We start from the raw sequence: 24,041 nt of genomic DNA on the forward strand, positions 1-24,041 counted from the left end.
ACACGATGGCAAGGACAACGGCCGGCGTGAGTCACCGGCCGTTGCACGACGGGGCGAATCGTTGCGCGGGCCCGGCGCCGCGCGCGGAGCGGCCTAGGCCTTCGCCGCGCCCCGCTCCAGCGCCCCGCCCTCCCGGCGGTCGGCCCGCAGCAGCAGGAGCGCGAAGACGAAGCCCACGGCGCCGAGCGACGCGAACATCACCATGCTCGCCGTGTAGGAGTGCGTCGCCACCCGGAGCCTGCCGTTGACGTAGGGGAACAGCGCGAGGCCGGCGTTCTGGATCATCGTCATCAGCCCGAACGCCGTGCCGGTGACGTTCTTCTCCACGATGAGCGGCACCGACGGCCACATCGCCGCCGGCACCAGGACGAAGGCCGCTCCCAGGAGGATCATCGGCAGGTAGGGCGGCGCCATCGTGAAGCCGAGCACCAGGTAGCAGGGGATCATCAGCAGCGCGCCCAGCACCATCAGCGACGCCCGGCGTCCGACCCGGTCCACCAGGCCGCCGGCGAACGCCGCCAGGCACATCGAAGCGAAGATGATGATCGAAGTCGTGCCGCCGGCAGTCGAGAACATGTGCGCGAAGTCGTTGAACACGGCGCCCAGGAAGCTGCCGCCGCTGTCCACGGTGAGTGGAAGGCCCCACTTCTCGTGGAAGAAGTCGGTCGACAACGCGGTGAACGGGAAGATCGCCGAGTAGAACGTCGCGCACAGTGCCACCACGTACCAGTACGACGCACCGAACTTCTTGACGTCCGCGAACACGATCTTGTCGCCGGCACCGGCCTCCGCGAGGCTGAGGGCGCGCTCGCCGTGACGGTCCAGCGCGAAATAGACGAGGTTGCACAGCAGGCTGAAGGCGCACAGCCCGGCCGCCACCCACAACGCGGCGTCGACGCCGAACCGGCTCGCGACCGACGAGATCCCGTTGAAGCTGAACAGCGTCCCGAGGCGCATGATGGCGAGCGTGACGCCGAAGGACAGCGCCAGCTCCTTGCCCCGGAACCAGCGGGCCAGGATCGCGCTCTGCGCCACGATCAGGGACTCGGAGCCCGCGCCGAAGACGAACCGGCCGGCCGCCGCGACGGTGATGCTCGGGGCGAGCGCCACGATACAGGCCCCCGCCACCACCAGGCCCGACAGGATGAGGCTGGCCAGACGGGTCCCGATGCGGTCGATCATCAGCCCGGCGAGAAAGACGCAGATGATCGCCGCGATGCTGTAGATCGTGTACAGGCCGCCGATCGCGCTCTGGTCGGTGTGCCACGCCTTCATCAGCGTGGTGGCCATGGCCCCGATGCTGTCGTACGCGAAGTAGCTGCCGAATGGCAGCAGCCCCACGAACAGCAGCACCGTGTAGCGGTAGGCCCCCCGGGAGGGGTGGAACCAGCCCGGCTCGGTGTGCGTCACGTCGGTCATTGAACCCCCGAACGAATCTGACAGCGTGGGGACACCATAACGACAGTTCTGTGAGAGGTTGGCCGTGAGAAGTGAGAAGCGAAAGGCCCCTCTCACCTCTCACGACTTCTCACGTCCTTGCCTCTCACTTCTCACCCAGGATCTTGATCACGACCCGCTTCTTCCGCTGGCCGTCCCACTCCCCGTAGAAGATCCGCTGCCACGGGCCGAGGTCCAACTGCCCCCCGGTGACGGGAACGATGACCTCGTGGCCCACCGTGAGGCTCCTGAGGTGGGCGGCGGCGTTGTCCTCTCCGGTCTCGTTGTGGTGGTAGCGGCCGGGTTCCCAGGGGGCCACCGTGTGCTCGAGCCAATGGAGAATGTCCCGCCACAGCCCGCTCTCGTGGTCGTTGACGAACACGGAAGCCGTGATGTGCATCGCGGAGACCAGGACGAAGCCCTCCGCGATGCCGCTCTTCTGGACTGCGCGCGCGACGTCGTCGGTGATGTCGATGATCTCCTGGCGCTGCTTCGTCTTGAACCACAGGTAGTCGGTGTGTGCGGTCATCGGCGGTCCGGCGCCCGGGGCCGGAGGATTGCTCCGGGGCCGCCTCGAATGCGAGATTCACGGCACTCCAACCGGGAGTCTCCACGGTGTCGAATGCACAGGGCGCCCCGCGCTGGGCGTTGATCCTGGGCGTGTCCAGCGGCTTCGGGGCCGAGTGCGGGATCGCGCTCGCGGGCGCCGGCTACGAGATCTGCGGCGTCCACCTCGACCGGAAGGCCTCGCTGCCGCAGGTCGAGGCGGTGAAATCGGCGATCGAGAAGCTCGGTCGCAGGGCGCTGTTCTTCAACGTCAACGCCGCCGACCCGGAAAAGCGCGCCGAGGTGCTGGACTGTCTCCAGGCCGAGCACGCCGACGTGGGGGTGGTGCTGCACTCGCTCGCGTTCGGCGCGCTGAAGGCGTTCGTCGGCGACGACGCGGTGAACGAGCAGCAGATGGACATGACGCTGACCGTGATGGCGCACAGCCTGGTCTACTGGACCCAGGAGACATTCCGGCGCGGGCTCCTCGCGAAGGGCGCCCGCATCTTCTCGATGACGTCGTCGGGCTCCACGCGCGCTATCGCCTTCTACGGCGCGGTGTCCGCGGCCAAGGCCGCCCTGGAGTCGCACACCCGCCAGCTGGCCTATGAGCTGGCTCCGCACGGGATCGCGGTCAACGCCATCCGGGCCGGCGTGACGGACACGCCTGCTGCTCGGAAGATCCCCGGCAGCGACAAACTGTTCGAGGGGGCCGCGCGCAAGAACCCGTCCAAACGGCTCACCACGCCCCGCGACGTAGCGGGCGCGCTCGTGGCCCTGTGCAGCCCCAACGCCGGCTGGCTGACGGGAAACGTGATCAACGTGGACGGGGGCGAAGAGGTGTCAGCGGGCTGAGCGGTCGCCGAGCATCCTCAGCTCGGCCTCGATGCCGTCCAGCTGCGCGAGCAGCTCCTGGACGTGGTCGGTGGTCGGCACGGGCACACCCTCTCGGCTGAACATCGTGGCCACCAGCGCGTCGGTGTACCCGACGACGGCGTTGGCCACGCCGCGGTCCAGCACCCGGTTGACGCGCAGCAGCGTCGGGAGCTGCTGCCGGGCGGGCAGGGCGACGAAGAGGTCCGCCAGGTCGCGGGTCAGGAGCTCCCGGAGGTACTGCAGCTCCTCGACCACCTCGCCTGCCGACAGACCCCGCACCGCCGCGAGCCGGCCGTAGAGCTCGGTCGCGGCGAACCAGGTCTCGTCCGCCTCGCGCCGCAGGGGGCCGCTCATGTGGGCCAGGAGATCCACGATGATCTTGAGGAGACGCTCGGTCGCCGGAAGGCCCAGCAGGACGGTTCCCGTCTGCCGTTCCTCGAGGAACCGGGACCACTTGGCCACGAGGCCATCCCGCAACGAGCCGATGCGCCGCCCGACGACGACGAGGGAAGGGGCTGACGTCCGCAGGGGATGGGTAGCCACCGGGCAGGGAAGTTAGTCCGGTGGGCACCCCCCGGCTAGCGTCCGTGCGCCTCGTCGGCTGCGACGGAGGTCCCCTCCGCCTGGACGTGCGGAGCGGGGCCCGGCCGGGCGAGGCGAGGCCGGCGATCGTCGTCTGCCACGGCTTCAAGGGCTTCAAGGACTGGGGGTTCTTCCCCCACGTGGCCGGGCGCCTGGCCCTCGCCGGTTTCACGGCCGTGTCCTTCAATTTCTCGGGTAGCGGCGTCGGAAAGGACGGACAGTCCTTCGACGAGCTGGATCGCTGGGGCCACCAGACCATCAGCGGCGACCTCGCCGACCTCGCGACGGTCGTCGACTGGGTGACGGACGGAGGGGCGTCGTGGGTGGGCCTGCTGGGCCACAGCCGGGGCGGCGGCACCGCGGTGCTGCAAGCGGCGCGCGACGGGCGGGTGAAAGCGCTGGTCACCTGGGCCGCCGTGTGTCGCTACCTCCGCTGGCCGGAACAGGAGCTCGAGGCGTGGCGTCGGGAAGGCAGACTCGAGGTCGTGAATCTCAGAACTGGCCAGGTGCTGCCGGTCTTCCGGGACATGCTGGACGACCTCGAGGCCAACCAGGCCGGGTCACTCGCCATCGTCGATGCCGCGGCCAGGATCACGGTCCCGTGGCTCATCGTGCACGGCGCCGACGACGAGTCGGTGCCGGTTGAAGACGGCCGGAGGCTGCAAGCGGCGTCACGGTCGGGAGCGGGGCGCGGCGAGCTGATGCTGGTGGAGGGGACGGGTCATACCTTCGGCGTGCGGCATCCTTGGGCCGGCGACAGCCCGGAGTTCGACCGCGTTCTCTCGCGCACGGTCGAGTTCTTCGCGGCCGCATTGTCCTGAGCTGAAACGCGAGGCGGCCCGGGCAGGGACCCGGGCCGCCGACGTCTGCGTGGACACGACAGCGCCTAGAAGCCCGCTTCCCTCAACTCCTCGAGGTCCCGGTCTTCCGGCAAGGAGACGCGGGCAAGCAGTTCTTCACGACGCCGCTTCCACAGCAGGCCGGCCGCAGCCAGAACTGCGACCGCCAACAGGCTGACACCGAAGATGCGGATACGCCCTCCCGGACTGGGTTCCTACAAATCTAAACAGTCGCGCAAGAGGGAACGTTTCGCGGAAACTTGTCCCGCAGCCGGACGACGCCGATACTTGGACTCGAGTGTAAGGTGGATCACACCTCGAGACTGTGAGATCCCATAGTGCCGTCTCTCGAGCGCCCCCTCCGGTGCCTCCGCGGACGCTGAACGACTTCGTTGAACGCCTGGGCGCCGCCCTGGCGTCGCGGGAGCCCGTGCGCGTCGACCGGCCCGGCGCGCGGCGCGCCGCGGTCGCGGTGCTGATCACGGCGGGCGCCGAGGCCGCCATCCTGTTCATCAAGCGGAAGGAGCGCGTCGGCGATCCCTGGTCGGGCCAGATGGCCTTGCCGGGCGGCTTCAGCGCGGCAGGAGACGACACGCTCGAAGCCACGGCGCTGCGTGAGACGGAAGAGGAAACGGGCATCGTGCTGGGCGCGGCGGGTGCCCGGCTGGGCGTCCTGGACGATGTCAGCCCGCGGACGCCCTACCTGCCGCCGTTGGTGGTGACCCCGTACGTCTTTCGGGTGGAGCGGGAGCTGCCGGCGAAGCCGGGTCCCGAAGCCGAGGAAACGGTCTGGCTCAAGGTGAAGGACCTGTTCGACCCTTCGCTGCGCCGGCCCTTCCGTCTCGCACTCCCACGCGAGACCCGTGAGTTCGAATCGATCGTGGTGGCAGGCTACACGATCTGGGGCCTGACCGAGCGCGTCCTGCACCAGCTCCGGATGACGGCCGCGATCTGAAGCTGCGCGGAGGTTCGCTCAGGAGCCCAGGGACTTCCGGGAGCGCTCCAAACCCGCGAGGAGCGCCGCCAGCCGCCGGTCACGCGCGTCCCCGATCTCGTCCAGCTTGGCGCCGTAGGCGCGCTCGATCTGGTTGGTCAGGGCCTGGATCTGCTCCGGCTCGAGCCTGGTCCAGTGGGCGAGACTCCCCCACCAGCCCTCGAACGACACGAGCAGTTGCTCCAGAAACGCCTTGACGCCGCCGTCGCCGGCGCCGAGGTGGTAGGTGAGATGCGGACCCGCGGCCGCCCAGCCCAGTCCGGGGCCGAGTGAGACCGCGCGGTCGATGTCGTCCACGTCGATCACCCCGGAGAGCACCAGATCGATGCACTCCCGCCACACCGCGGCCGCGATCCGGCCCACGGCGTTGCCGGGAACCTCGCGCTTGAGGACGATCGGGATGCGGTTGAGGGCGCGGAGCCACTCGCGGACGCTCTCGACCGCGGGTCCCGCCGTGAACTTCCCCGGTACCACCTCAACCAGCGGTATCAGCTCGGGCGGGTTGAGAGGGTGCGCCACGAGGCAGCATTGCTGGTCGCGCGCGTGGGCAGCGATCGCCGTGATGGGCAGCCCGCTGGAAGAGGAGGTGATGATCGCCCCGGGCCGGGCCACGTGGCCCAGGTTCTCGAAGACCCGCTGCTTGGTATGGAGGTCCTCCGGGACCGACTCGATGACCCAGTCCGCGTCGCTGCACGCCTGCAGCAGCGAGCGCCCCACCCGAAAGCGCTTGAGGCCCAGCTCGACCGTGTCCGGATTCGCGCGTCCCATGCCGGCCAGCGAGCGGGCGCGCCGGTGGATGGCCTCGCTGATCCGATCGATGCTGCGGGTGTCGGTATCGAACACGGCGCACGTCCATCCGGACGACGCGCACAGGGCGGCCCAGCCGCGGCCGATGGCACCGGCGCCGATGATGGCGACCCTGGGCGTAGCGGCCTCGGGCATGGTCATACCCGAGAAACTAGGGCAGGAAATCGCTCTCCGTAAGCCACGCGCCGAACAGATGCCGCAGGAGAAGGGCGTGGACGGCGGGAAGGGAAACGTCCCGGTAGACGGCGAGCGACGGGGCCGAAGAAGCCCCGGCGGTAATCTCCCCGCGACCGGCCTCCGCCGCCAAGTTGACGCGGAGGTGCATCCTCTCGGCGCGTCCCCAGGCCGGCTCCAGCGCCAGGGCCACCGCCAGCGGGTCGTTGATGACCGCGCCCGGCAACCCCTCGAAATGGTGGTGGAACCGGACGTAGAAGCCCAGGAGGCGGCCGAGCCACTGGGCCTGCGGATCGGTGGCCGCGGCCAGGCGCTCGACGGCCGGCGCCGTGATGACGAGCCGGCGCGTCACGTCCAGGCCCACGAGCTCGGTTCCGAGACCCGCGGCGAGGACCTCCGCGGCTGCCTCGGGGTCGCACCACACGTTGAATTCGGCCAGTCCGCCGGAGTTCCCCGCGGCGGCGATGTTCCCGGCCATCGCGACGTGACGGACGACGCGCGAGCGCACGAACGCGGCGTCGTGGCGCAACGCGAGCGCGAGGTTGGTGAGCGGTCCCAGCGTGACCAGCGTCGCGGGCTCCCCGGCCGCGCGCAGGGCGTCGAGAATGCTCGTCTGCGACGGAGCCACGGGCTCGGGGGCGGGAGCTTCGTTGTCGCCGAGGCCCTCGCCGCCGTGGGTTTCCTTGGCGGTTACCAGGGCGCGCGCCAGGGGGCGATCGGCACCGGGAAAGACGGGTACGGGGCGGGCGGTGCGCGCCAGCACGATCCGGGCGTTCCTCGTGGCGCGGTCCAGCGTGGTGTTGCCGTACGTGATCGAGACGGCCAGCAGGCGCGAGCGATCGGCGCGCGCGGCCAGCATCAGGGCCAGCGCGTCGTCGATGCCGGGGTCGGTGTCGATGACCAGCGGCAGCTTCACGTGCCCGCGAACAGGACTCTCGCCAGGAGGGCCAGCTCGGGCTGGGCGCCGGGAACCCAGCAGATGTCGTTGATCAGCGCGGAGGGCAGGCTGGTCCCGCCGATCCGCTTCGCGAGCCGCGGCACCTGCGCGGCGTCGAGCACCCAGGCGTCGACGTGGACGCTGGCGATCGCCATCTGGAGCGCCAGCCTGGCGTCGGCGCCGCAGGTGGCGCAGGTGGCGCTGACCAGCATCCGCACCGCCACGGGGTTCCGCAGCTCGGAGAGGACCTTCACGGTGGCGGGGGCGAGGCCCGTCTCGCCGCGGGAGACGTCGATGATGGCGGTCACGAGGATGGGGACTTCGTAGCCTGCCGGCGTGCCGGCGAAGTGGATCCCGCCGAGCGCCGCCCCTTTCAACGTGATGATGGGCGGCATGTCGTCGACCAGGTCGGGCAGGAGGGGGCCCGGGACCGTGACGACCCGCAGCTTGCGAGACAGGGCCGCCAGCTCGCCCACCAGCGCCGCCGCTCGTCGCGCCGCCCCCATCCCTTCCTCGTCGTGGGGATGGGGGGGCAGCGACAGCGTGATCTCCACCTCACCGGTGAGCTGCTGCTCGAGCGCGCGCGCCAGGCCGAGGCGGTCGAGCTCCGGAAGGACTGGCGGGGCGCTCACGTCCCTACCGCTTCAGTCCCCCGTGGGTGTTGATGTAGTCCTCGCGCCGCTGGTCCGCGGCGAACAGGTAATTGAGCTGATTGACGACCAGGCGCTCGACCAGGCCGTCGACCAGGCGACTCTTGTCGCCAGCCGCCGTCCGGCCGTAGAAGAGGTAGCGGTCCCACCACCAGTTCAGCGCGTCGTGCACCCGTGCGAGGCCTCGGCCCTCGATGATGTTGAAGGTGTCGACCGCGGCGCGGATTGCCGGGTCGCTCCGATCCTGTACGTAGCTCCACACCCGGCTGTCGGGGATGGTGTCGAAGTCGATCACCACGCCGAGCTTGTGCAGCTCGGGCACCGCGAACTCGCGGGTCAGGCGGTAGAGCGTCGCGCCTTCCTGGTAGCTCGAGTCGATGACCGTGTGGGAGATCAGCTCGCCGAACGGCGGATACCAGGTCTTCTTCGCGTTGGAGAGCACCAGCGCGTCGAGCACCCGCTTGAACTGCGGATCGCCCGTCCGCAGCTCGTCCAGAGCGCTGCGCATCGAGGCGGGGATGGAGTCCTTCCTGCCGGCCGAGTCGAGGCGCCAGGCCTGCTGCAGCTCCACCTGGAACAGCTTCTCCGACAGGGTGTGGTGGTTGGTGAGGATGTCGATCCCGATGCTGTTGCGCGACGGCGTGCTCCCGAACAGGCCGAACACGGTCGCCAGGCGGCTCTTCCAGTAGTCCCAGGTGGCGTCGGAGTAGAACTTCTCGATGCCGGCCTGCAGGGTGTGAATCTGGTTGCCGACGTCGGCGATGTAGTGCATCGCGTTGCCGGCGTAGAAGTAGCTCAGCAGCTCGCTGCCGCTGCCGCCCTTCAGCATCGCGAGGTAACTCAGGTCGGTGTAGAGCTGGGCGTTGTTCTCGGCGTACGATTCCACCGAGTCGGTCGGGTAGCCCAAGGCCACGACGAAGTTCCAGGGCGCTATCGACAGCGTGCCCGGATCGCTCGAGTGGCGTTCGTGGTTCAGGCCGAGGTGGGCGTGCGCCTGGCTCGACAGGCCCGTCAGGCGCCCCCAGTTCAGGGTCATCGGGTCCATCGGCACGGTGTCGCCCTTCGCCGTCAGCACCACGTGCCCGTCGGGCGAGCGGAACAGCCGGTCCTGGTTACGCCGGTCGATGTCCGGATACACCGAGCCCATCTCGAGCGCGGCCGCGATGGTCACCTTCTGGCCGGGTACGTAAGGCGTGGTCGGGTCCAGCGCGACGTCCGCCCGGGCCCGCGCACGGTACACTGCGGCGAACGAGTCGACGCCGAGCACCTGGGCCTGGGGGTTCATCATGAAGAGCGTCTTGAAGGCCGTGGCGTCGAACGATGCCGGGGTCGGATAGCGCTTGACCCACTCGCGGTGGACCGCGGCGTTCTTCACCGCGAAGGCGCGGTCGTAAAACCAGCGCCGGAACGCCGCGACGTCCGCGTCGGTCGCCCCCGAGGCCTGCTGGGTGCGAATCGCCGGGGCGACCGGGGACTTGAAGTCCTTGAGGGCCTCGACCGGGACGATGGAGTGGATCCAGATGCCGTACGCGAACAAGGCGGTCGGGGCGGCCATCAGGGCGGTGAACAGAGCGGCGCGCGCGAAGCGCGTGGACGGTGCAGACATGTGCTCCTCCTCAAGAACCGAATCCGGCGGTACACCGGGGTTCTCAGCAATCGGCGTACCAGCGACAGCAACTCCGTCGGTCCGCGGGGGAGCGCCGCGGTCCGAAGCCTGGGGGAAACTGCAGCATCGCGGCCCGGCGCGCCAATCTGGTGGCGGGAACGGCGCCGGCGCGGGCGACGGCGCGCAGCGAAACTGGCGGAGTGGACAGGGCCGCCCTATGTTGACGCCCATGGCCGACTACGAGCAGTTCGCGAGCGGCGAAGGCCGGCGCATCCTGGTCGTGGACGACGACGAGGCGGTGCTCAAGGGCTTGAGCGAGTATTTCGCTCGCCTTGGCTACGAGGTCGTTCGCGCGGGTACGGGCAAGCAGGGACTCGACGGATTCAAGTCGCAGAATCCGGACGTGACCATCCTGGACCTGAGACTTCCGGACATCGACGGGATGCAGGTGCTGGAGATCATGCGGGACAGGAAGGCGATGGTGATTCTGCTGACCGGGTACGGCGACATTCCCACCGCCGTGCGCGCGATGCAGCTGGGGGCCGAGAACTTCCTGACCAAGCCCGTGGACCTGCCGCACCTCGTCGCGACGGTCGAGCGGGCCATCGAGAAGCTCGACCTCAGGCGCGAGAACATCCGCCTGCGCCAGATGGTCCCGTCCACGCGCAAGCGCATTGCACAGGCGGTTGCCGTGGTGGTGCTCGCGGCGGCATCACTGCTGGTCGGGCGCTGGGTCGGCGGCATGGGCAGCGGTGTCCCGGCGGTTCAGCCCATCGCGCCGGTCCACACCTCGGGGATGGGGAGTGACACGGTGCGCGTGCGTGCGGATTCGGCAAGGCCCGTGACGGCGCCCGTGCAGGCGGCGCCTCGGCACTGAAACGATCCGCCGGCGTCGTGCGTAAGCGAGAGTGGGACGATGAAACAGCGTCCCGGTTCCGCAAGCAGAACGTTCCTCTTGACGATCTGGCCCGCCGCCCGGTGGGCCGTGCGGAAGCAGGCCCGGACAGCGATCCGGGAACGGTGACGGGGTTGGCGGCCTCCCAGGCTACCGGCCCCGTTCTGTTTCCGCGGCCAGCACCGCGCCCGGCGCCTGAGGTGCGTGACCAGCTCATCAAACTATCGCGACAGTGCCATGATACTGACTAGTCGCTCAACAGCTTGGTTCCTGGGCCGCTTTGTCGCGGTTGTGCTCGTTGCGTGCACCAACGAGTCCGCTCGCGCCCCTAATCCGACCAGCTACGCCTGGCCGGACCGGTTCAGCTACCGAGTGCAGTTCGTCGGCGAGACGGTGCGCGACACGCAGGTGGTGATGCGTTACGAGGAAACCAGGCTGCTGCTGTTCACGGTGCGGGACGACAGCTACCTGGTGTGGCACGACAGCCTTGCGAAGCGGATGTCCGCGCCTGGCGCGTCGCCGACCGGGGGTCGGTTGAACGCCGAGGACACGCTGCGCTACTACCTGCGGCTCACGCGGCTCGGGGCGTTCGAGCGCGTCGAGCCGGCGTGCGACCCGACCGTTCCGGAGTGTGCGGGAGCGCTTCCGTCCAGCCTGCCGCTGGAGCTGCGGCACGTGATTCCCCGGCTGCCGGTGTGGTGGCCGCCCAAAGGCCACGAGTGGGTCGACACGCTGGCATTCGACGACCTGCCCCGGCCCGGAGGGGCGCGTGGCCGGGTCGTGACCACGTACCGCGATCTGCGCGACACGGTGGTCGCGGGACACGGCTGCTGGATCGTCAGCTGGCGTTCTGTTCGCGAAGCCGAGCGGCCCGTGGGTGGCGCGATGGTGGCCGACGCGCCGGTCGAAGAGCGCGGCGACGTGCTGGTGGACAAGCAGCGACTGATCCCCGTGTTCGCCGGCTGGTACGGAGCGACGGCGGCGCCCCCGGCTCTGAAGGCCCTGGGCGTCACGGCGAACGTGCATCAGGGCCGGGCGTGGCTCGTTGGAGGCGTATTCGACTCCCTCCAGGCGGCGCGATGAACGAGCCTACCGCGGTGATGCTCGAGCGCCTGCTGGTGGCGCTCATGATCGGCGTGCTGATCGGTCTCGATCGGGAGCGCGCGGAGGTGCGGAAGGCGCGCCAGATATTCGCGGGCGTGCGGACGTTTCCGCTGGTCGCCCTCGCCGGGGCGATCCCGGTCCTGCTGGTGGATCGCGTGGGCCCGCTGCTCGGGGCGGTCAGCCTGCTGGCCATCGCCGCCATCGCCGTGGTGTCCTACGTCCGCTCCTCGGCCACCGGCGACGTCGGCGCCACCACCGAGGTCGCGGCGGTGGCGACCTTCCTGCTGGGCGCCCTGGCGGGTGCCGGGCAGCTGGTGGTCGCCGGCGCCTCGGGCGTGGCGGTCGCGGTGCTGCTGGTGGCCAAACCCAAGCTGGAGGCGTTTTCCCGGGCGCTCACGCCCGAGGAGCTCACCGCGGCCCTCGAGCTGGCGGTGATCTCGGTGATCGTCCTGCCGGTGCTGCCCAACCGTGGCTACGGGCCGTGGCACGTGCTGAACCCCCGCGAGATCTGGCTGGTGGTGGTGCTGGTCACGGCGCTGTCGTTCGTGGGGTTCGTGGCGATGCGGCTGCTGGGGGAGCGGCGGGGCATGCAGGTCACGGGTGCAGTGGGCGGCCTGGTGTCGAGCACGGCCGTCACGATGGCGATGGCCGAGCGATCGCGTTCGGACGAGCGGATGGGCCGGGCGGCCGCGACGGCGGCGGTGGTCGCCTCGTCGATCATGCCGCTCCGGATGGCGGTGCTGGCGGGCGCGGTGAATGCGGGCATCCTCCCGCGGCTGCTGCCCGTCATCGGGGCGATGGCCCTGGTCGGTCTCGTGGCGGCGTGGGTGTTGTCGCGGCGCCGGCCGGACGAGGCGGACGAAACGGGCACCAGGATCCGCAATCCGTTCAGCGTGATCGCGGCCCTGAGCTTCGCGGCGATCTACGGCGTGGTGCTGCTGGTGGTTCACGGGGCCGGCGCATACTTCGGTGCGGGCGGCACGTACGCGGCCGCCGGACTCTCGGCCGTCGCGGACGTGGACGCCGTCACGATCGCCTTCTCGCGCCTGGGCCCCGGCGCGGGCGGCTGGCAGACGCCGGCGGCGGCGGTGACGGTGGCAGCGGTCACGAACACGCTGGTGAAGCTGGGGATCGGCTTGGGGATGGGCGCGGGGCGGTTCCGGCGCTACGTCACGGTGTCGCTGGCGGCGATTGCGGCGGCCGGAGCGGCCGCCGGGGTGCTGGTCTACACGACGTTCTGACGCCGGGCGCCCGGGGCGCTCAGCTCGCCTTCGGCTCGTCGGGCTCCCACAGGCCGCTCATGTCCATCTCCCAGCCGGTGCCGCGGCGCTCGGGCGGCAGATTGGCCCGGTACATGATCACCTTGGCCCGCTCCAGGGTGATCAAACCACCCTCGATCATCTGGTCGATTTCGGGGAGAATGGCGGTGATCTTCTCCTCGGTCTCGACGCACTCGACGACGATCGGCAGATCGAGCGAGAGCACTTCGATCCGGTCGCTCCGGAGGTGCGCCGTGGCGCCGAAGCCCATCACGGCGCGAAACACCGTGGCGCCGGCGTAGTGCCTGGCTCGCAGGAGCTCGACGATGGCCTCGTAGAGCGGCTTCCCGTGGAACTTGTCCCGCTCGCCGATGTGGATGCGCATGAGCACGCGCTCGCCTTTGAAACCGTGCATGGGCTAGAGCCTCCGCCGCCAGTTGAGCACTTCCCTCGCCAGGCCGATCCCGATGAACGTCGCCGCCAGCGACAATACGACGCTGAGGCCGACGTACCAGGCGGCGCGATGGTAGGCGCCCTCCTCGATCAGGGCAACGCTCTCGTAGCTGAAGGTGGAGAAGGTGGTGTAGCCGCCGCACAGGCCAGCCGTGAGCAGCGCCCGGAACTCCGGGCCGATCGCCGGCGTCGCCAAGGCGTAACGCACCACGAAGCCGAGCACCAGCGAGCCCGTCACGTTGATGGCGAGGGTGCCTACCGGGAACGTCGATCCGGTCTTCTGCTGGATGAGGGTGCCCAGCAGGAAGCGCAGGACGCCTCCGGCGGCGCTGCCGATCGCGACCCAGACGTACAGAGGCATGAAAGAAGAAGCTCCCGCCCACGACGTGTCAGGTAGGAGTCATCAGCGAGCGACTCGCGGTTCCGGGTGAACTCCATCACCCCGCGGCCGGGGCCGCGCAGCTTCTGCCGAATACTACCGGGGCGGGGGCCCGGGGCCTAGTACGCTCTCACGTCGCGGACCTCGTCCAGGCGGACCACCATCCGCTCCCCGCTGTCGCGGCGCCGCGCCTCGACATAGTGCGTGCCGTCCTCGCGGTACCACGTCCGCAGAAGCACCTCGACCGGTCCCTGGTCCAGGACCAGCTGCACCAGCCCCCTGACGATGATCGCGGCCTCCAGCTTGTTGTACACGTGGGTGGGAAGGTCGCCGGCTGTCGTGGAGGGGCTCACGGCGTCGAGGGTCATGGTGGCGGTTCTCCCGGCTGTCGCGGTCGGGCGGGCGGCACGGATCGCCGCCGATATTGGGGACATACGGCCGACCGGTCGGTGAGGTTGGTCACGGCGGCTGCTTCCGCCTCGCGCCCGAGGTGCGGGACACTATACTTACCCCCACCATGCTCAGGGTCGCAGTGGGGCAGTTCAAGCCTGCGAAGGGCGACTACGCCGGGAACGTCAAGCGCGTCGGCACCTTGCTCGCCCAGCTGGGCGAGTGGCCGGAAGCGCCGGACCTCCTGGTCCTGCCGGAAGCGGCGATGTCGGGGTACCTGGTGGAGGGAGGGGTGCGGGACGTCGCGGTGACGGCCGGCACGCTCCTCGACGATCTCGTCGCGCAGCATCGACTGGCGGGCGCCCCCCCCGTGGACGTGGCCCTCGGCTTCTACGAGCGGTGGCGCGACCGGCTGTACAACTCCGCGCTGTACGCCTCGCTCGGGAGCGACCCGAAGATCCTGCACGTGCACCGCAAGGTCTTCCTCCCCACGTACGGAGTGTTCGACGAGGAGCGGTTCGTCGAGGCGGGCCACGAGGTCGGCACGTTCGCCACCAGATGGGGGAAAGCGGCCATCCTGATCTGCGAGGACGCCTGGCACTCCCTCACGCCCACGGTCGCGGCCCTGCGTGGGGCGCAGCTCGTGATCATCCCCTCCGCCTCGCCGGCTCGTGGCGCCGCGCCGCTGGAGGGGCGCCCGTCGCAGCCGGCCAACGTCGCCCGCTGGGAGCGCATCGCGCGCGATGTCGCCGAGGAGCACGGGGTGTGGGTGGTGGTGGCGCAGCTCGTGGGGTTCGAGGGAGGGAAGGGCTTCGCGGGAGGATCGGTCGTGGCTTCCCCGCGGGGCGACGTCGTGGTCCGGGGGCCGCTGTGGGACGAGGCGCTGATCGAGGCGCGGGTGGATCTCGGGGAGATCGCGCGCGCGCGTGCAGACCAGCCCCTCCTGGCCGACCTGGAAACGCACCTGCCGCACCTGCTGGCCTCACTGGAGGGGCGCGTGACGTCGGGCGCCCAATGGGAGCAGGGAAGCGGCGGGCCGCGGGCCGCGGCCACTCCGCCGACCCGCGGCGCGGGCCCGGCGCACGCCACGGCTCCCCCGGCCGATCCGTTGGCCATCGACTGCGCGCTCGTGGAACGGTGGCTGGTGGAGTTCCTGCGCGAAGAGGTCAAGCAGCGGCGGGCGTTCGAGCGGGTCGTGATCGGGCTGAGCGGGGGCGTGGACAGCGCGGTGACGGCATTCCTCGCCGCGCGCGCGCTCGGAGCGGACAACGTCTGGGCGTTCATGCTGCCCTACCGGACCTCGAGCCCCGAGAGCCTGGAGCATGCGCAGCTGGCGGCTCGCGCGCTCGGGATTCACTCGCGCACGGTGGACATCACGGCGGCGGTGGACGGATACGTGGGCCAGGCGGAGCCGGATGCGGACGCGTCGCGCCGCGGCAACGTGATGGCCCGGGTGCGGATGATCGTGCTGTTCGATCAAGCCTCCAAGCTGCATGCCCTGCCGCTGGGGACGGGCAACAAGACCGAGCGGCTGTTCGGGTACTTCACCTGGCACGCCGACGATTCTCCCCCGATCAATCCCCTCGGCGACCTGTTCAAGACCCAGGTCTGGGCGCTGGCCCGTCACCTCGGCGTGCCGGAGCCGATCATCGACAAGCCGGCCAGCGCCGACCTGATCCGCGGGCAGACCGACGAGGGCGACCTCGGCGTCTCGTACCTGAAGGCGGACCGGATCCTCGCCGCGCTGCTGGCCGGCGTGAAGCCGGCCGAGATCGTGAGGGTCGGATACACGGAGGAGGAGGTCGGCGTGACCGCGCGCCGGCTGGCCTCGACGCACTGGAAGCGGCGCCTGCCGACGGTCGCGATGGTCAGCCCGACCGCGATCGGCGAGTCGTACCTGCGGCCGGCGGACTTCTGAGCGATGGAAGGCCGCGCGCCGCGCCTCTCGCACACGACCATCGCCGAAGTGATGATGCCGCACATGGCGAATCTGCTCGGCAACGTGCACGGCGGCGTGATCCTGGGGATGCTCGACCGGGTCGGGGCGGTGAGCGCGATGCGCCACGCGCAGCGCACCTGCGTGACGGCGTCGGTGGACCGGGTGGATTTCCGGCAGCCGATCCACCTCGGCGAGCTGGTGACGATGTACGCCAGCGTGAACTACGCGCACCGCACGTCGATCGAGGTCGGGGTCCGGGTGGAGGCGGAGAACCTGCTCACCGGTGCGCGCCGGCACACCAACACCTGCTACCTCACCTTCGTGGCCCTGGACGAGGCGGGCCGGCCGGCGTCGGTTCCGCCGGTGGCACCGGAGACCGACGAGGAGCGGCGCCGCTTCGCCGAGGCGCAGGCGCGCAGGGCGCAGCGGGTGGCGGCACTCGAGCGGCGGGAGGCCCGGTGACGATCGAGCCCGAGCGGGTCGTCCTGGTCCTGTCCGGGGGCGGGATGAAGGCCATGGCGCAGGTCGGCGTGCTGCGCGCCATGGACGAGGCGGGGCTCACGCCGTCGGAGATCGTGGGCACGTCGGCCGGAGCGCTGGTGGGAGCGCTGGTGGCGTCCGGCCTGTCCTACGAGGAGATCGTGCCGCGGGTCTTCAGCGTCGGCCGGCACGAGCTCGCGTCGCTGGCCCGCTGGTCGGTGCTCGCACGGGGCCTCGGCGCGCCCAGCGTGCTGCGGCCGGAGCCGATGCGGGCGTTGCTGCGGCGGCTGCTGCCGGCGCACTCGTTCGCGGCGCTGCGCCTCCCGCTGCGGATCGCGGCGGTGGATGCGGACGCGGGTGAGCTGGTGGTGTTCGGGGCAGGCGGCCGCACCGACTGCACCGTCGTCGAGGCCGTGATGGCGTCGATGGCCCTGCCGCTGTACCTCCCGCCGGTGTCGATCGACGGGCGCCGCTTCGTCGACGGCGGGCTGCTCGCGGTGCTGCCGCTCGAGATCGCGGCCCCCATCGCCGCCGATCTGGTGGTGGCGGTGGACGTGGGGCCGGTGGCGGCCGCTCCCCCGGCACTCACCCCGCTCGGGCCGGCGCTGCTCGCGGCGCACGACCGCGCGATGGCGATCGTGATGGCGAGCCAGCGCGCGCGCGCGGTGGCGGCGTGGAGGTCGGCCGAGCGCCGGCCGCCCCTGGTGCTGGTGGAGCCGGAGGTGGATCCGTACGGCACCTTCGCCTTCGACCGGACCGGGGAGTTCATCGAGGCGGGCTACCGCGCGGGTCACGCGGCGCTGGCGGGGCGGGGACGGGGGGATCGCCAGCCGGGGCCGGCTCGCGAGCGCGGGACGCGGGGAACGAGCCCGGTCCGCGGCGCCGGGACGCGCTGACGTGGCGGACATCAAGGTGTTCACCGTGGAGCAGGCCAACCGCGCCCTGCCGCTGGTGCGGCGCATCGTGCAGGACATCGTCGCCGAGCACCCGCAGTGGAAGGACCTGGTCTCGCGCTACGAGCTGGCCGCCGCCGGAGCGCGCCCGGAGTGGGGTGAGTCGCTGGAGCAGTTGAAGCTGCGCGGCGAGATCGACGTGCTGGCGCGGCGCATCAACGGGTACGTCGATGAACTCGCCGGAGTGGGCTGCCTGTTGAAAGGCTTCGAGGAAGGGCTGGTGGATTTCTACGGCTATCAGGAGGGCCGCCTGGTGTTCCTGTGCTGGCGGCTCGGCGAAGAGCGCGTGACGCATTGGCACGACCTGGACGCGGGATTCGGCGGCCGCCGGCCCATCGCGCCGGAGTTCGCCGCGACGGAGGAGGGGTAGTCATGAGATACGGCACGTCGCTCCTGGCCGCCCTGCTGCTGGCGGGCTGCGCCCACCACTGGCCGGTACGGGAGGCGATCCACCCGCAACCCAACCGGCCGTACAGCCAGGCGGTTCGGGTCGGCCGCTCCTACTACTTCGCCGGGAAGATCGGCGTCACCGACTCGACCCGCGCGCTCACGACGGGGCGGACGGCCGCGGAGACGCGGAACGTCCTAGAGTCGTTCCGCGCGCTGTTCGCCGAACTGGGCCTGACGCTGGGCGACGTGGTGCAGGCGACCGTGTATCTGGCCGACATGGCGGACTACGACGAGATGAACCGCGTCTACGCGGAGTACTTCCCGGCCGGCCCGCCGGCGCGCGAAACGGTCGCGGTCAGCGGCATCGTCTCGGGTGCGCGGGTCGAGATCTCGTTCATCGCGGTTCGAGAGCGGAGGTAAGTCGGATGCTGCGTTTCCTGCATTGGGTCGGCATCGCGGTGTGGCTCGGCGCCCAGCTGACCTTCATGGTCTGGGGTCCGCAGACGCGGGCCGCGGGCCTCGAGGCGTGGGCTCACACCTGGAAGACGCTCGCCAGGGTCCAGGGCCTGCTGATTGCGCCGGCCGCGGCGATGGCGACCATCACCGGGATCGTGATGACGATGCAGCTGGTCGGCCTGCACGCCGACGAGACGGTGGCCCTGGAGCTGATGCAGGGCTTCGGGCTGGTGGCCGGCGTGATCGCGGTCGCGGTGGTGACGCCGCTGGCCAACCGGGTGGCGTACTACGCACAGGTCAGCGTGGAGAAGGGCGCGAAGGACCCGCGCGCCGAGCGCGCCCGGGTGCTGCTGGCGTGGGCGGGTTCGCTCACCGGCGTGGCGATTCTGCTGGCGCTGTACTTCGGCGCGCAGACGCCGCGGATGCTGCCGTGAGGACCAGCCGGCGCGACTTCATGCGGAGCGCGGCCCTCGCCGGGGCCGCGTTCGCGTTTCCGGGGGCCGGGTGGCTGGACGCCGCGGGGCAGCCGGGCCCGGCGGAGCCGTTCCGCCCGCTGCCGCCCGACGCCGTGGACGACGAGGTGTACTGGCGCCGGGTGCGAGACCAGTTCCTCCTGTCGCCCGGCGGCATCTACCTCAACACCGGCACGGTCGGCGCGTCGCCGCGGATGGTGCTCGACGCGGTGGTGAACCACATGACGGCGCTCGAGACGGTGTTCGACGCCCGTGGCGTGGACCTCGAGGCGCTGCGCCGCTCCGTCGGCACCCTGCTCGGCGCTCCGGCCGCGACGCTCGCCTTCACGCGGAACACCACGGAATCGATGAGCTGGATCGCCGGAGGCCTCGACCTGCAGCCCGGCGACGAGGTGCTCATGACCACCCACGAGCACGTCGGCGGCATGTGCCCGTGGCAGGCCGCCGCCAGGCGGCGCCACCTGGTGCTGACGCAGATACCGCTGCCGGTCCCTCCCACCAGCAGCCGGGAGATCGTGGACACCTGGCGGCGCGCGATCGGTGAGCGCACCAGGGTGATGATGATCAGCCACGTGCTGTTCACCAACGGCCTGATCCAGCCGGTGAAGGAGCTGTGCGCCCTGGCGCGCGAGCGCGGCATCGTCACCGCGATCGACGGCGCGCATCCGCCGGGCATGCTGCGGTTCGGCCTGACGGACCTGGGGTGCGACTTCTACGCCTCGAGCCCGCACAAGTGGCTGCTCGCCCCGAAGGGAAGCGGGCTCCTCTACGTGAGCGAGGCGTGGGTCGACCGGCTGTGGCCCACGATCGTGAGCGGCGGGTGGGACGCGCTCCAGGACAAGGCGGTGCGGTTCGACCGCAAGGGAACCGTCAACGAGTCGCTGCTCGCCGGCTTCCAGGCGGCGGTGGACTTCCACACCCTGATCGGGCCCGAGCGCGTGGAGCGCCGCATCCGGTGGCTCGGCGACCGCCTCTACGACGGCCTCGCCCGCCTTCCCGGCGTGGAGCTGAAGAGCGCGACCGACGCGGGGCTTCGCGCCCCGATGGTCTCCTTCACGGTGCGGGGGCTGAGCGCCGACGACCTGATCCGGGCGCTGTGGGAGCGCGGCACCGTGCGGGTCCGGCACGTAGCGGAGTACGACTACCACTGGGTGCGGCTGTCGACGCACGTCTACAACACGCCCGACGAGGTGGATCGGGTCGTGGCATTGGTAGGGGAGTTGGCGGGGGGCAGAAGCTAGAGCGCAGAGCAGTTGTGAGACGCTGAGTGGCGAGTGGCTACGAGTTGGCGAGATACCAGGAGCAGTCACTGCTTACCGGACACTGAGCGCACTTCGGGGCTCTGGCCGTGCAGACCAGGGCCCCGAGCTCCATCAGGGCCTGGTTAAAGGCCCAGATGGTCGCGCGGCGCCTCGGCTGTAGTAGCTGAGCCATGTTCCTGGTGGTCTTCGCCGTCTGACAGCCGAACACTCGACCGAGAACCCGGGCCACATTCGTGTCCACGGCGGGCGCGGGCTTCTCGTAGGCGAAGCTGGCCACCGCGCCGGCGGTGTAGGGTCCGACGCCCGGCAGCGCCTCCAGCTCCACGGGGTCCGAGGGCACGGTGCCGGCATGACGCCGGACCACCTCCCGCGCGAGGCGGTGCAGGTTGGCGGCGCGGCGGTAGTAGCCGAGGCCCTCCCATGCCTCGCGCACCGCGCGCGGCCTGGCGCGGGCCAGCGCCTCGAGGTCCGGGTAGCGCTCGAGGAACCGCGGGTAGAACTCGAGCACGCGCGACACCTGGGTCTGCTGCAGCATGAACTCCGACACCAGGACGCGATACGGGTCGCGGGTGCGCCGCCAGGGCAGGTCGCGGCCAGCGGTGCGGAACCACGCGAGCAGCCTGCGCCGGAAGGCGGCCGCGTTTCTCGGGGTGGACTGGAAGCGCATGGGAGGCGAGAATATAAGCCGGCAGGGGTTTGGGTATTGGGGGTTGGGGTTTGGGGCCGCCGCCCCTCCCCACGGTACGCTGATCACTCCCCAGGCCCCAACCCCCAAGCCCCAAACCCATGGATCAACTCACCACCACCGCCGAGCTTCCGGTTCCGATCAACGCCGCGCGCGCAGTGGCGCGCCCGGTGCTGTCGGCCCTGGAGAACGTGGGCCGGTTCGGCATGATGCTGGTGGAGCTGGTGCGCGCGCTGCCGGAGTGGCGGGCCTGGCTTCCGCTCACGATCGAGCAGTGCCGGCAGGTGGGGTACGGCAGCCTGATGATCGTGATCCTCACGTCCGCATTCGCCGGCGGGGTGACCGCCTTCCAGGCCGGTTACCAGTTCACCGGCAGCATCCCGCTCTACCTGCTCGGCGCGGTGATCGCCGAGAGCATCATCCTGGAGCTGGGACCGGTGATGACCGGGCTGCTGCTGGCCGGGCGCATCGGCGCGCGCTACGCCGCCGAACTGGGGACGATGCGCGTCACCGAGCAGATCGACGCCATGGAGTCCCTGGGCCGCAACCCGGCCTCGCACCTGCTGCTCCCGCGGGTGCTGGCCGGGCTGATCATGCTGCCCGCGCTGGTCGTGATCGCCGACGCGACCGGGATGGTGGCGGGCTTCCTGGCCTCTCGGCAGTCCATCCACATCACCGCCGCGGATTTCGCGTACGGTACCCAGCGCTTCTACCACAGCTTCGACCTGTGGTACTCGGTCATCAAGGCCGAAGCGTTCGGCGCGGTGGTGACGATCATCCCCTGCTACGTCGGTTACGAGGCCGCGGAAGGCGCGGAGGGCGTCGGCCGGGCCACCACCACCGCGGTGGTCACTTCGTGCGTGCTGATCCTGCTGCTCGATCTCCTGCTGGCGAAGCTCCTCCTGTAGCGCCGTGATCGAGCTCCGGAACGTCCACAAGAGATTCGGCCGCCACGTGGTGCTGGACGGCGTGGACTTCAGCGTGGCGGACGGGCAGACCGTGGCCCTGCTGGGCCCGTCCGGAAGCGGGAAGAGCGTCCTCCTCAAGCACATCATCGGCCTGATGCGGCCCGACCAGGGCGACGTGATGGTGGACGGGGAATCGGTGACCCAGCTCGGCCGGAAAGCGCTGGCGGCGCTCCGGGGCCGGATCGGCTACGCGTTCCAGACCGGCGCGCTGTTCGATTCGATGACGGTCTACGAGAACATCAGGCTCGGCATCACCGACGACGCCTGTTACCGGGACCGCGACTTCTGCCGGCGTCGGGTGGCCGAATGCCTGCGCCTGGTGAACCTCACCGACGACGTGGGCAAGCTGATGCCGGCGGAGCTGTCGGGCGGGATGCGCAAGCGCGTCGGCATCGCGCGGGCGATCGCCGGGAGGCCGAAGTATCTTCTGTACGACGAGCCCACGTCGGGCCTCGATCCGGTGAACGCGGACGCGATGGACGCGCTGATCGAGCGCCTGCAGAACGAGCTGCACGCCACCAGCGTGGTGGTGAGCCACGACGTGCGCGGGTCGTTCCGGGTCGCGGACCGCATCGCGCTGCTGCACAACGGGCGGATCCGGGCAGTGGGGACGGCGGAGGAGTTCATGGCGGCGAAGGACACCGTGGTGCGCGAGTTCCTGGAGCGCGACGTGCAGTTCGCGGCGGAGGGCTGATGGAGCTGCGCTACCGGCGGGAGGCGGCGGTCGGGCTGTTCCTGGTCGTCGCCACCGTCATCTTCGTGTTCGGGATGGTCTGGCTGCGGGGCAAGTCCATCCGCAGCGGCGACCTGGTGGAGACGACGTTCTCCGACGTGGCCGGCCTGAAGGTGGGCGACCCGATCCGCACCTCCGGCGTCGCCGTCGGCCAGATCAAGGACATCCGCCTGCTCAAGCCGGGGCAGGTGCTGGTGGTGATGGACCTCAAGGGCGGGCAGCGGCCGCGCAGCGACGCGCGCGCCGTGGTCCGCTCCCTCGACCTGTTCGGCGCCCAGTACCTGGACTACGATCCCGGCGCCGCGCCCCAGCCGCTGGCCAAGGGCGCGGTCATCCCGGGCGAGCGGGAGCAGAGCGTCGCGGAGCTGGTGTCGGGCCTCACCGGCCCGGGCCGGCAGGCCCTGAACAACGCGGGGCAGTTCCTCTCGCCGCAGAACGCCACGGAGCTGCATGCGCTGCTCGTCGAAACGCGGCGGGCGGTCACGCAGCTGGGGACCTCGGCCGACGCGCCGAGCCGGGAGGCCGCGACGGCGCTGCTCGCGCTCCGCGGGCTGCTGCAGCGGCTCGACCTCATGGTGGGCAGCAGCTCGGCCCAGCAGACCGTGGACAACCTGCGCGACGCCACCCACAACCTGGCCCAGGTGACGGCAACGCTGCAGCGCACCAGCGCGTCGCTCGATTCGATCCTCCTCAAGGTGAACGCGGGCCGCGGGTCGATGGGGAGGCTGGTCAACGACACCACTCTGGTGAGCGACCTGCATGCCGCCAGCACGGCGCTGACCGCGCTGCTGACGGACCTCAAGGCCAACCCGGGCCGCTACGTCAACGTGCACGTGTTCTAGCTTGCTGAAGCTTCTGTTCCTCGGCACTTCGGCGGCGCGGCCGACGGCCGAGCGGAACGTCAGCGCCCTGGTGCTGACCCGCGAGGGCGAGACGCTGCTGTTCGAGTGCGGCGAGGGGACGCAGCGCCAGATGATGCGCTACGGGGTCACCTTCGCGCTCAACGAAGTGTTCTTCACGCATTTCCACGGCGACCACTACCTCGGCATCATCGGGCTGGTGCGCACCCTCGGACTGCAGGGCCGCACCGAGCCGATGCGCCTGGTCGGGCCGCGGGGAGCGGCCAAGCTGCTGGGTCAGGCGCTGGCCCTGGGTGTGGAGCGGGCGGTCTTCCCGGTGGAGATCGTCGAGGTCGAGCCGGATCAGGTGCTGGCGCGGGACGGCTACGACCTCAAGGTGTTCGGGGTGGAGCACGGCGGCGGCGCCGTCGGCTACGCGCTCGTGGAGCGGGAGCGGCTCGGCCGCTTCAATCCCGATCGTGCGCGTGAGCTGGGGGTGCCGGAGGGGCCGCTGTGGGGCAAGCTGCAGCGCGGCCAGGCGGTCCGCCTCGACGACGGGCGGGAGGTCACGGCCGAGACCATCGTCGGGGCCCCGCGACCCGGGCGGAAGCTGGTCTACTCGGGCGACACGCGGCCGTGCAATGCCACGGTCGAGGCGGCCCGGGGGGCCGACCTGCTGGTGCACGAGGCCACGTTCGGCGAGGAGGAGAAGGACCGGGCGAAGGAGACCGCGCACGCCACGGCGCGGGAGGCGGCCGAAGTGGCGAGGCAGGCCGGGGCCCGCCGGCTGGTCCTGACCCACCTGTCCGCGCGCTACTCGCGCGACCCGGCAGTGCTCCTGGAGGAGGCGCGCGCGGTGTTCGCCGAGACCGTGGTGGCCAAGGACGGGTTCGAGGTGGAGATCGCGTACCCCGACTGACCTCGCGGCCCGGATG

28 protein-coding genes and 1 riboswitch are annotated in these 24,041 nt (G+C 70.6%); of the genes, 17 read left to right on the plus strand and 11 right to left on the minus strand.

Annotated elements, in window-relative coordinates; all coding sequences use genetic code 11:
* Window positions 1-93: 93 nt before the first annotated feature.
* Together VMF70_06365 and VMF70_06370 are read right to left on the minus strand one after the other, a co-directional pair.
* A complete protein-coding gene (locus tag VMF70_06365; protein ID HTT67635.1) occupies window positions 94-1,419 on the minus strand; it encodes an MFS transporter in 1,326 nt (441 codons plus the stop codon).
* A 124-nt stretch (window positions 1,420-1,543) separates the two neighbouring features.
* The gene (locus VMF70_06370; protein HTT67636.1) at window positions 1,544-1,966 is read right to left on the minus strand and encodes a secondary thiamine-phosphate synthase enzyme YjbQ; all 423 of its coding nucleotides are present in this window, start codon (window positions 1,964-1,966) and stop codon (window positions 1,544-1,546) included.
* A gap of 86 nt (window positions 1,967-2,052) precedes the next feature.
* On the opposite strand from VMF70_06370, the gene VMF70_06375 reads away from it, so the two are divergent.
* Complete coding sequence (locus VMF70_06375; GenBank protein ID HTT67637.1) at window positions 2,053-2,838, plus strand: SDR family oxidoreductase; 786 nt, start codon at window positions 2,053-2,055, stop codon at window positions 2,836-2,838.
* Here VMF70_06375 and VMF70_06380 read toward each other — a convergent pair.
* Window positions 2,827-3,321 carry a hypothetical protein gene (locus VMF70_06380; GenBank protein HTT67638.1) on the minus strand — a complete coding sequence of 165 codons (495 nt, stop codon included), beginning with the start codon at window positions 3,319-3,321 and terminating at the stop codon, window positions 2,827-2,829. The genes VMF70_06375 and VMF70_06380 overlap by 12 nt on opposite strands.
* A gap of 125 nt (window positions 3,322-3,446) precedes the next feature.
* Here VMF70_06380 and VMF70_06385 point away from each other — a divergent pair, with 125 nt between their 5' ends.
* A complete protein-coding gene (locus VMF70_06385; GenBank protein HTT67639.1) occupies window positions 3,447-4,262 on the plus strand; it encodes an alpha/beta fold hydrolase in 816 nt (271 codons plus the stop codon).
* A gap of 382 nt (window positions 4,263-4,644) precedes the next feature.
* Window positions 4,645-5,235 (plus strand): CoA pyrophosphatase, encoded by a 591-nt coding sequence (locus VMF70_06390; protein HTT67640.1) that lies wholly within the window; start codon window positions 4,645-4,647, stop codon window positions 5,233-5,235.
* A gap of 18 nt (window positions 5,236-5,253) precedes the next feature.
* Here VMF70_06390 and VMF70_06395 read toward each other — a convergent pair whose 3' ends face one another.
* From VMF70_06395 to VMF70_06410, 4 genes are read right to left on the minus strand one after another with little or no spacing between them, the layout of a single operon-like run.
* Window positions 5,254-6,222: a 3-hydroxyacyl-CoA dehydrogenase NAD-binding domain-containing protein gene (locus VMF70_06395; protein HTT67641.1), complete on the minus strand. Its 969-nt coding sequence runs from the start codon at window positions 6,220-6,222 to the stop codon at window positions 5,254-5,256.
* Between the two features lie 10 nt (window positions 6,223-6,232).
* Window positions 6,233-7,171, minus strand: a complete 939-nt coding sequence (locus tag VMF70_06400; GenBank protein HTT67642.1) for a nucleoside hydrolase — start codon at window positions 7,169-7,171, stop codon at window positions 6,233-6,235.
* Complete coding sequence (locus VMF70_06405; GenBank protein HTT67643.1) at window positions 7,168-7,824, minus strand: hypothetical protein; 657 nt, start codon at window positions 7,822-7,824, stop codon at window positions 7,168-7,170. The genes VMF70_06400 and VMF70_06405 overlap by 4 nt, the downstream gene beginning before the upstream one ends.
* 4 nt (window positions 7,825-7,828) lie before the next feature.
* Complete coding sequence (locus VMF70_06410; protein ID HTT67644.1) at window positions 7,829-9,448, minus strand: hypothetical protein; 1,620 nt, start codon at window positions 9,446-9,448, stop codon at window positions 7,829-7,831.
* Window positions 9,449-9,677: 229 nt separating this feature from the next.
* On the opposite strand from VMF70_06410, the gene VMF70_06415 reads away from it, so the two are divergent.
* The 3 genes from VMF70_06415 to VMF70_06425 all read left to right on the plus strand — a co-directional run bounded on the left by VMF70_06415 (window position 9,678) and on the right by VMF70_06425 (window position 12,688).
* Window positions 9,678-10,325: a response regulator gene (locus tag VMF70_06415; GenBank protein HTT67645.1), complete on the plus strand. Its 648-nt coding sequence runs from the start codon at window positions 9,678-9,680 to the stop codon at window positions 10,323-10,325.
* Between the two features lie 255 nt (window positions 10,326-10,580).
* Window positions 10,581-11,426, plus strand: a complete 846-nt coding sequence (locus tag VMF70_06420; protein HTT67646.1) for a hypothetical protein — start codon at window positions 10,581-10,583, stop codon at window positions 11,424-11,426.
* Window positions 11,423-12,688 carry an MgtC/SapB family protein gene (locus VMF70_06425; GenBank protein ID HTT67647.1) on the plus strand — a complete coding sequence of 422 codons (1,266 nt, stop codon included), beginning with the start codon at window positions 11,423-11,425 and terminating at the stop codon, window positions 12,686-12,688. The genes VMF70_06420 and VMF70_06425 overlap by 4 nt, the downstream gene beginning before the upstream one ends.
* Window positions 12,689-12,707: 19 nt before the next feature.
* Here the strand turns inward: VMF70_06425 and VMF70_06430 are convergent, their stop codons facing one another.
* From VMF70_06430 to VMF70_06440, 3 genes are all read right to left on the minus strand, one after another.
* Window positions 12,708-13,121, minus strand: coding sequence for a DUF190 domain-containing protein (locus VMF70_06430; protein ID HTT67648.1), 414 nt, complete (start codon window positions 13,119-13,121; stop codon window positions 12,708-12,710).
* A 3-nt stretch (window positions 13,122-13,124) separates the two neighbouring features.
* On the minus strand, window positions 13,125-13,520 hold the full coding sequence (gene crcB / locus VMF70_06435; protein ID HTT67649.1) for a fluoride efflux transporter CrcB: 396 nt from the start codon (window positions 13,518-13,520) through the stop codon (window positions 13,125-13,127).
* Between the two features lie 26 nt (window positions 13,521-13,546).
* A riboswitch (Fluoride riboswitch) is annotated at window positions 13,547-13,610 on the minus strand.
* A 47-nt stretch (window positions 13,611-13,657) separates the two neighbouring features.
* Window positions 13,658-13,906, minus strand: coding sequence for a hypothetical protein (locus VMF70_06440; protein ID HTT67650.1), 249 nt, complete (start codon window positions 13,904-13,906; stop codon window positions 13,658-13,660).
* A gap of 149 nt (window positions 13,907-14,055) precedes the next feature.
* On the opposite strand from VMF70_06440, the gene VMF70_06445 reads away from it, so the two are divergent.
* From VMF70_06445 to VMF70_06475, 7 genes are read left to right on the plus strand one after another with little or no spacing between them, the layout of a single operon-like run.
* Window positions 14,056-15,846, plus strand: coding sequence for an NAD+ synthase (locus VMF70_06445; GenBank protein ID HTT67651.1), 1,791 nt, complete (start codon window positions 14,056-14,058; stop codon window positions 15,844-15,846).
* Between the two features lie 3 nt (window positions 15,847-15,849).
* Window positions 15,850-16,329 carry an acyl-CoA thioesterase gene (locus tag VMF70_06450; GenBank protein HTT67652.1) on the plus strand — a complete coding sequence of 160 codons (480 nt, stop codon included), beginning with the start codon at window positions 15,850-15,852 and terminating at the stop codon, window positions 16,327-16,329.
* Window positions 16,326-17,243, plus strand: coding sequence for a patatin-like phospholipase family protein (locus VMF70_06455; GenBank protein ID HTT67653.1), 918 nt, complete (start codon window positions 16,326-16,328; stop codon window positions 17,241-17,243). Before VMF70_06450 ends, VMF70_06455 begins: the two co-directional genes overlap by 4 nt.
* A 1-nt stretch (window position 17,244) precedes the next feature.
* Entirely contained in the window at window positions 17,245-17,670 is a 426-nt protein-coding gene (locus tag VMF70_06460; protein ID HTT67654.1) for a DUF2203 domain-containing protein, read from the plus strand.
* Window positions 17,671-17,672: 2 nt separating this feature from the next.
* Window positions 17,673-18,110 (plus strand): Rid family hydrolase, encoded by a 438-nt coding sequence (locus VMF70_06465; GenBank protein HTT67655.1) that lies wholly within the window; start codon window positions 17,673-17,675, stop codon window positions 18,108-18,110.
* 5 nt (window positions 18,111-18,115) lie between these two features.
* Window positions 18,116-18,580, plus strand: a complete 465-nt coding sequence (locus VMF70_06470; GenBank protein HTT67656.1) for a hypothetical protein — start codon at window positions 18,116-18,118, stop codon at window positions 18,578-18,580.
* A complete protein-coding gene (locus VMF70_06475; GenBank protein ID HTT67657.1) occupies window positions 18,577-19,860 on the plus strand; it encodes an aminotransferase class V-fold PLP-dependent enzyme in 1,284 nt (427 codons plus the stop codon). The genes VMF70_06470 and VMF70_06475 overlap by 4 nt, the downstream gene beginning before the upstream one ends.
* 37 nt (window positions 19,861-19,897) lie before the next feature.
* Here the strand turns inward: VMF70_06475 and VMF70_06480 are convergent, their stop codons facing one another.
* The gene (locus VMF70_06480) at window positions 19,898-20,548 is read right to left on the minus strand and encodes an A/G-specific adenine glycosylase (protein ID HTT67658.1); all 651 of its coding nucleotides are present in this window, start codon (window positions 20,546-20,548) and stop codon (window positions 19,898-19,900) included.
* Between the two features lie 119 nt (window positions 20,549-20,667).
* Between VMF70_06480 and VMF70_06485 the strand changes: the two genes are divergently transcribed.
* Genes VMF70_06485 through rnz form a run of 4 tightly spaced genes read left to right on the plus strand, consistent with a single transcriptional unit; the run spans window position 20,668 to window position 24,025 of the window.
* Window positions 20,668-21,474, plus strand: coding sequence for an ABC transporter permease (locus VMF70_06485; GenBank protein ID HTT67659.1), 807 nt, complete (start codon window positions 20,668-20,670; stop codon window positions 21,472-21,474).
* A 4-nt stretch (window positions 21,475-21,478) separates the two neighbouring features.
* A complete protein-coding gene (locus tag VMF70_06490) occupies window positions 21,479-22,228 on the plus strand; it encodes an ATP-binding cassette domain-containing protein (GenBank protein ID HTT67660.1) in 750 nt (249 codons plus the stop codon).
* The gene (locus tag VMF70_06495) at window positions 22,228-23,109 is read left to right on the plus strand and encodes an MlaD family protein (protein HTT67661.1); all 882 of its coding nucleotides are present in this window, start codon (window positions 22,228-22,230) and stop codon (window positions 23,107-23,109) included. Before VMF70_06490 ends, VMF70_06495 begins: the two co-directional genes overlap by 1 nt.
* A gap of 1 nt (window position 23,110) precedes the next feature.
* Window positions 23,111-24,025: a ribonuclease Z gene (rnz, locus tag VMF70_06500; GenBank protein HTT67662.1), complete on the plus strand. Its 915-nt coding sequence runs from the start codon at window positions 23,111-23,113 to the stop codon at window positions 24,023-24,025.
* Window positions 24,026-24,041: the final 16 nt, after the last annotated feature.

Source organism: Gemmatimonadales bacterium, assembly GCA_035502185.1.
In the GTDB taxonomy this organism is placed as follows: domain Bacteria; phylum Gemmatimonadota; class Gemmatimonadetes; order Gemmatimonadales; family JACORV01; genus Fen-1245.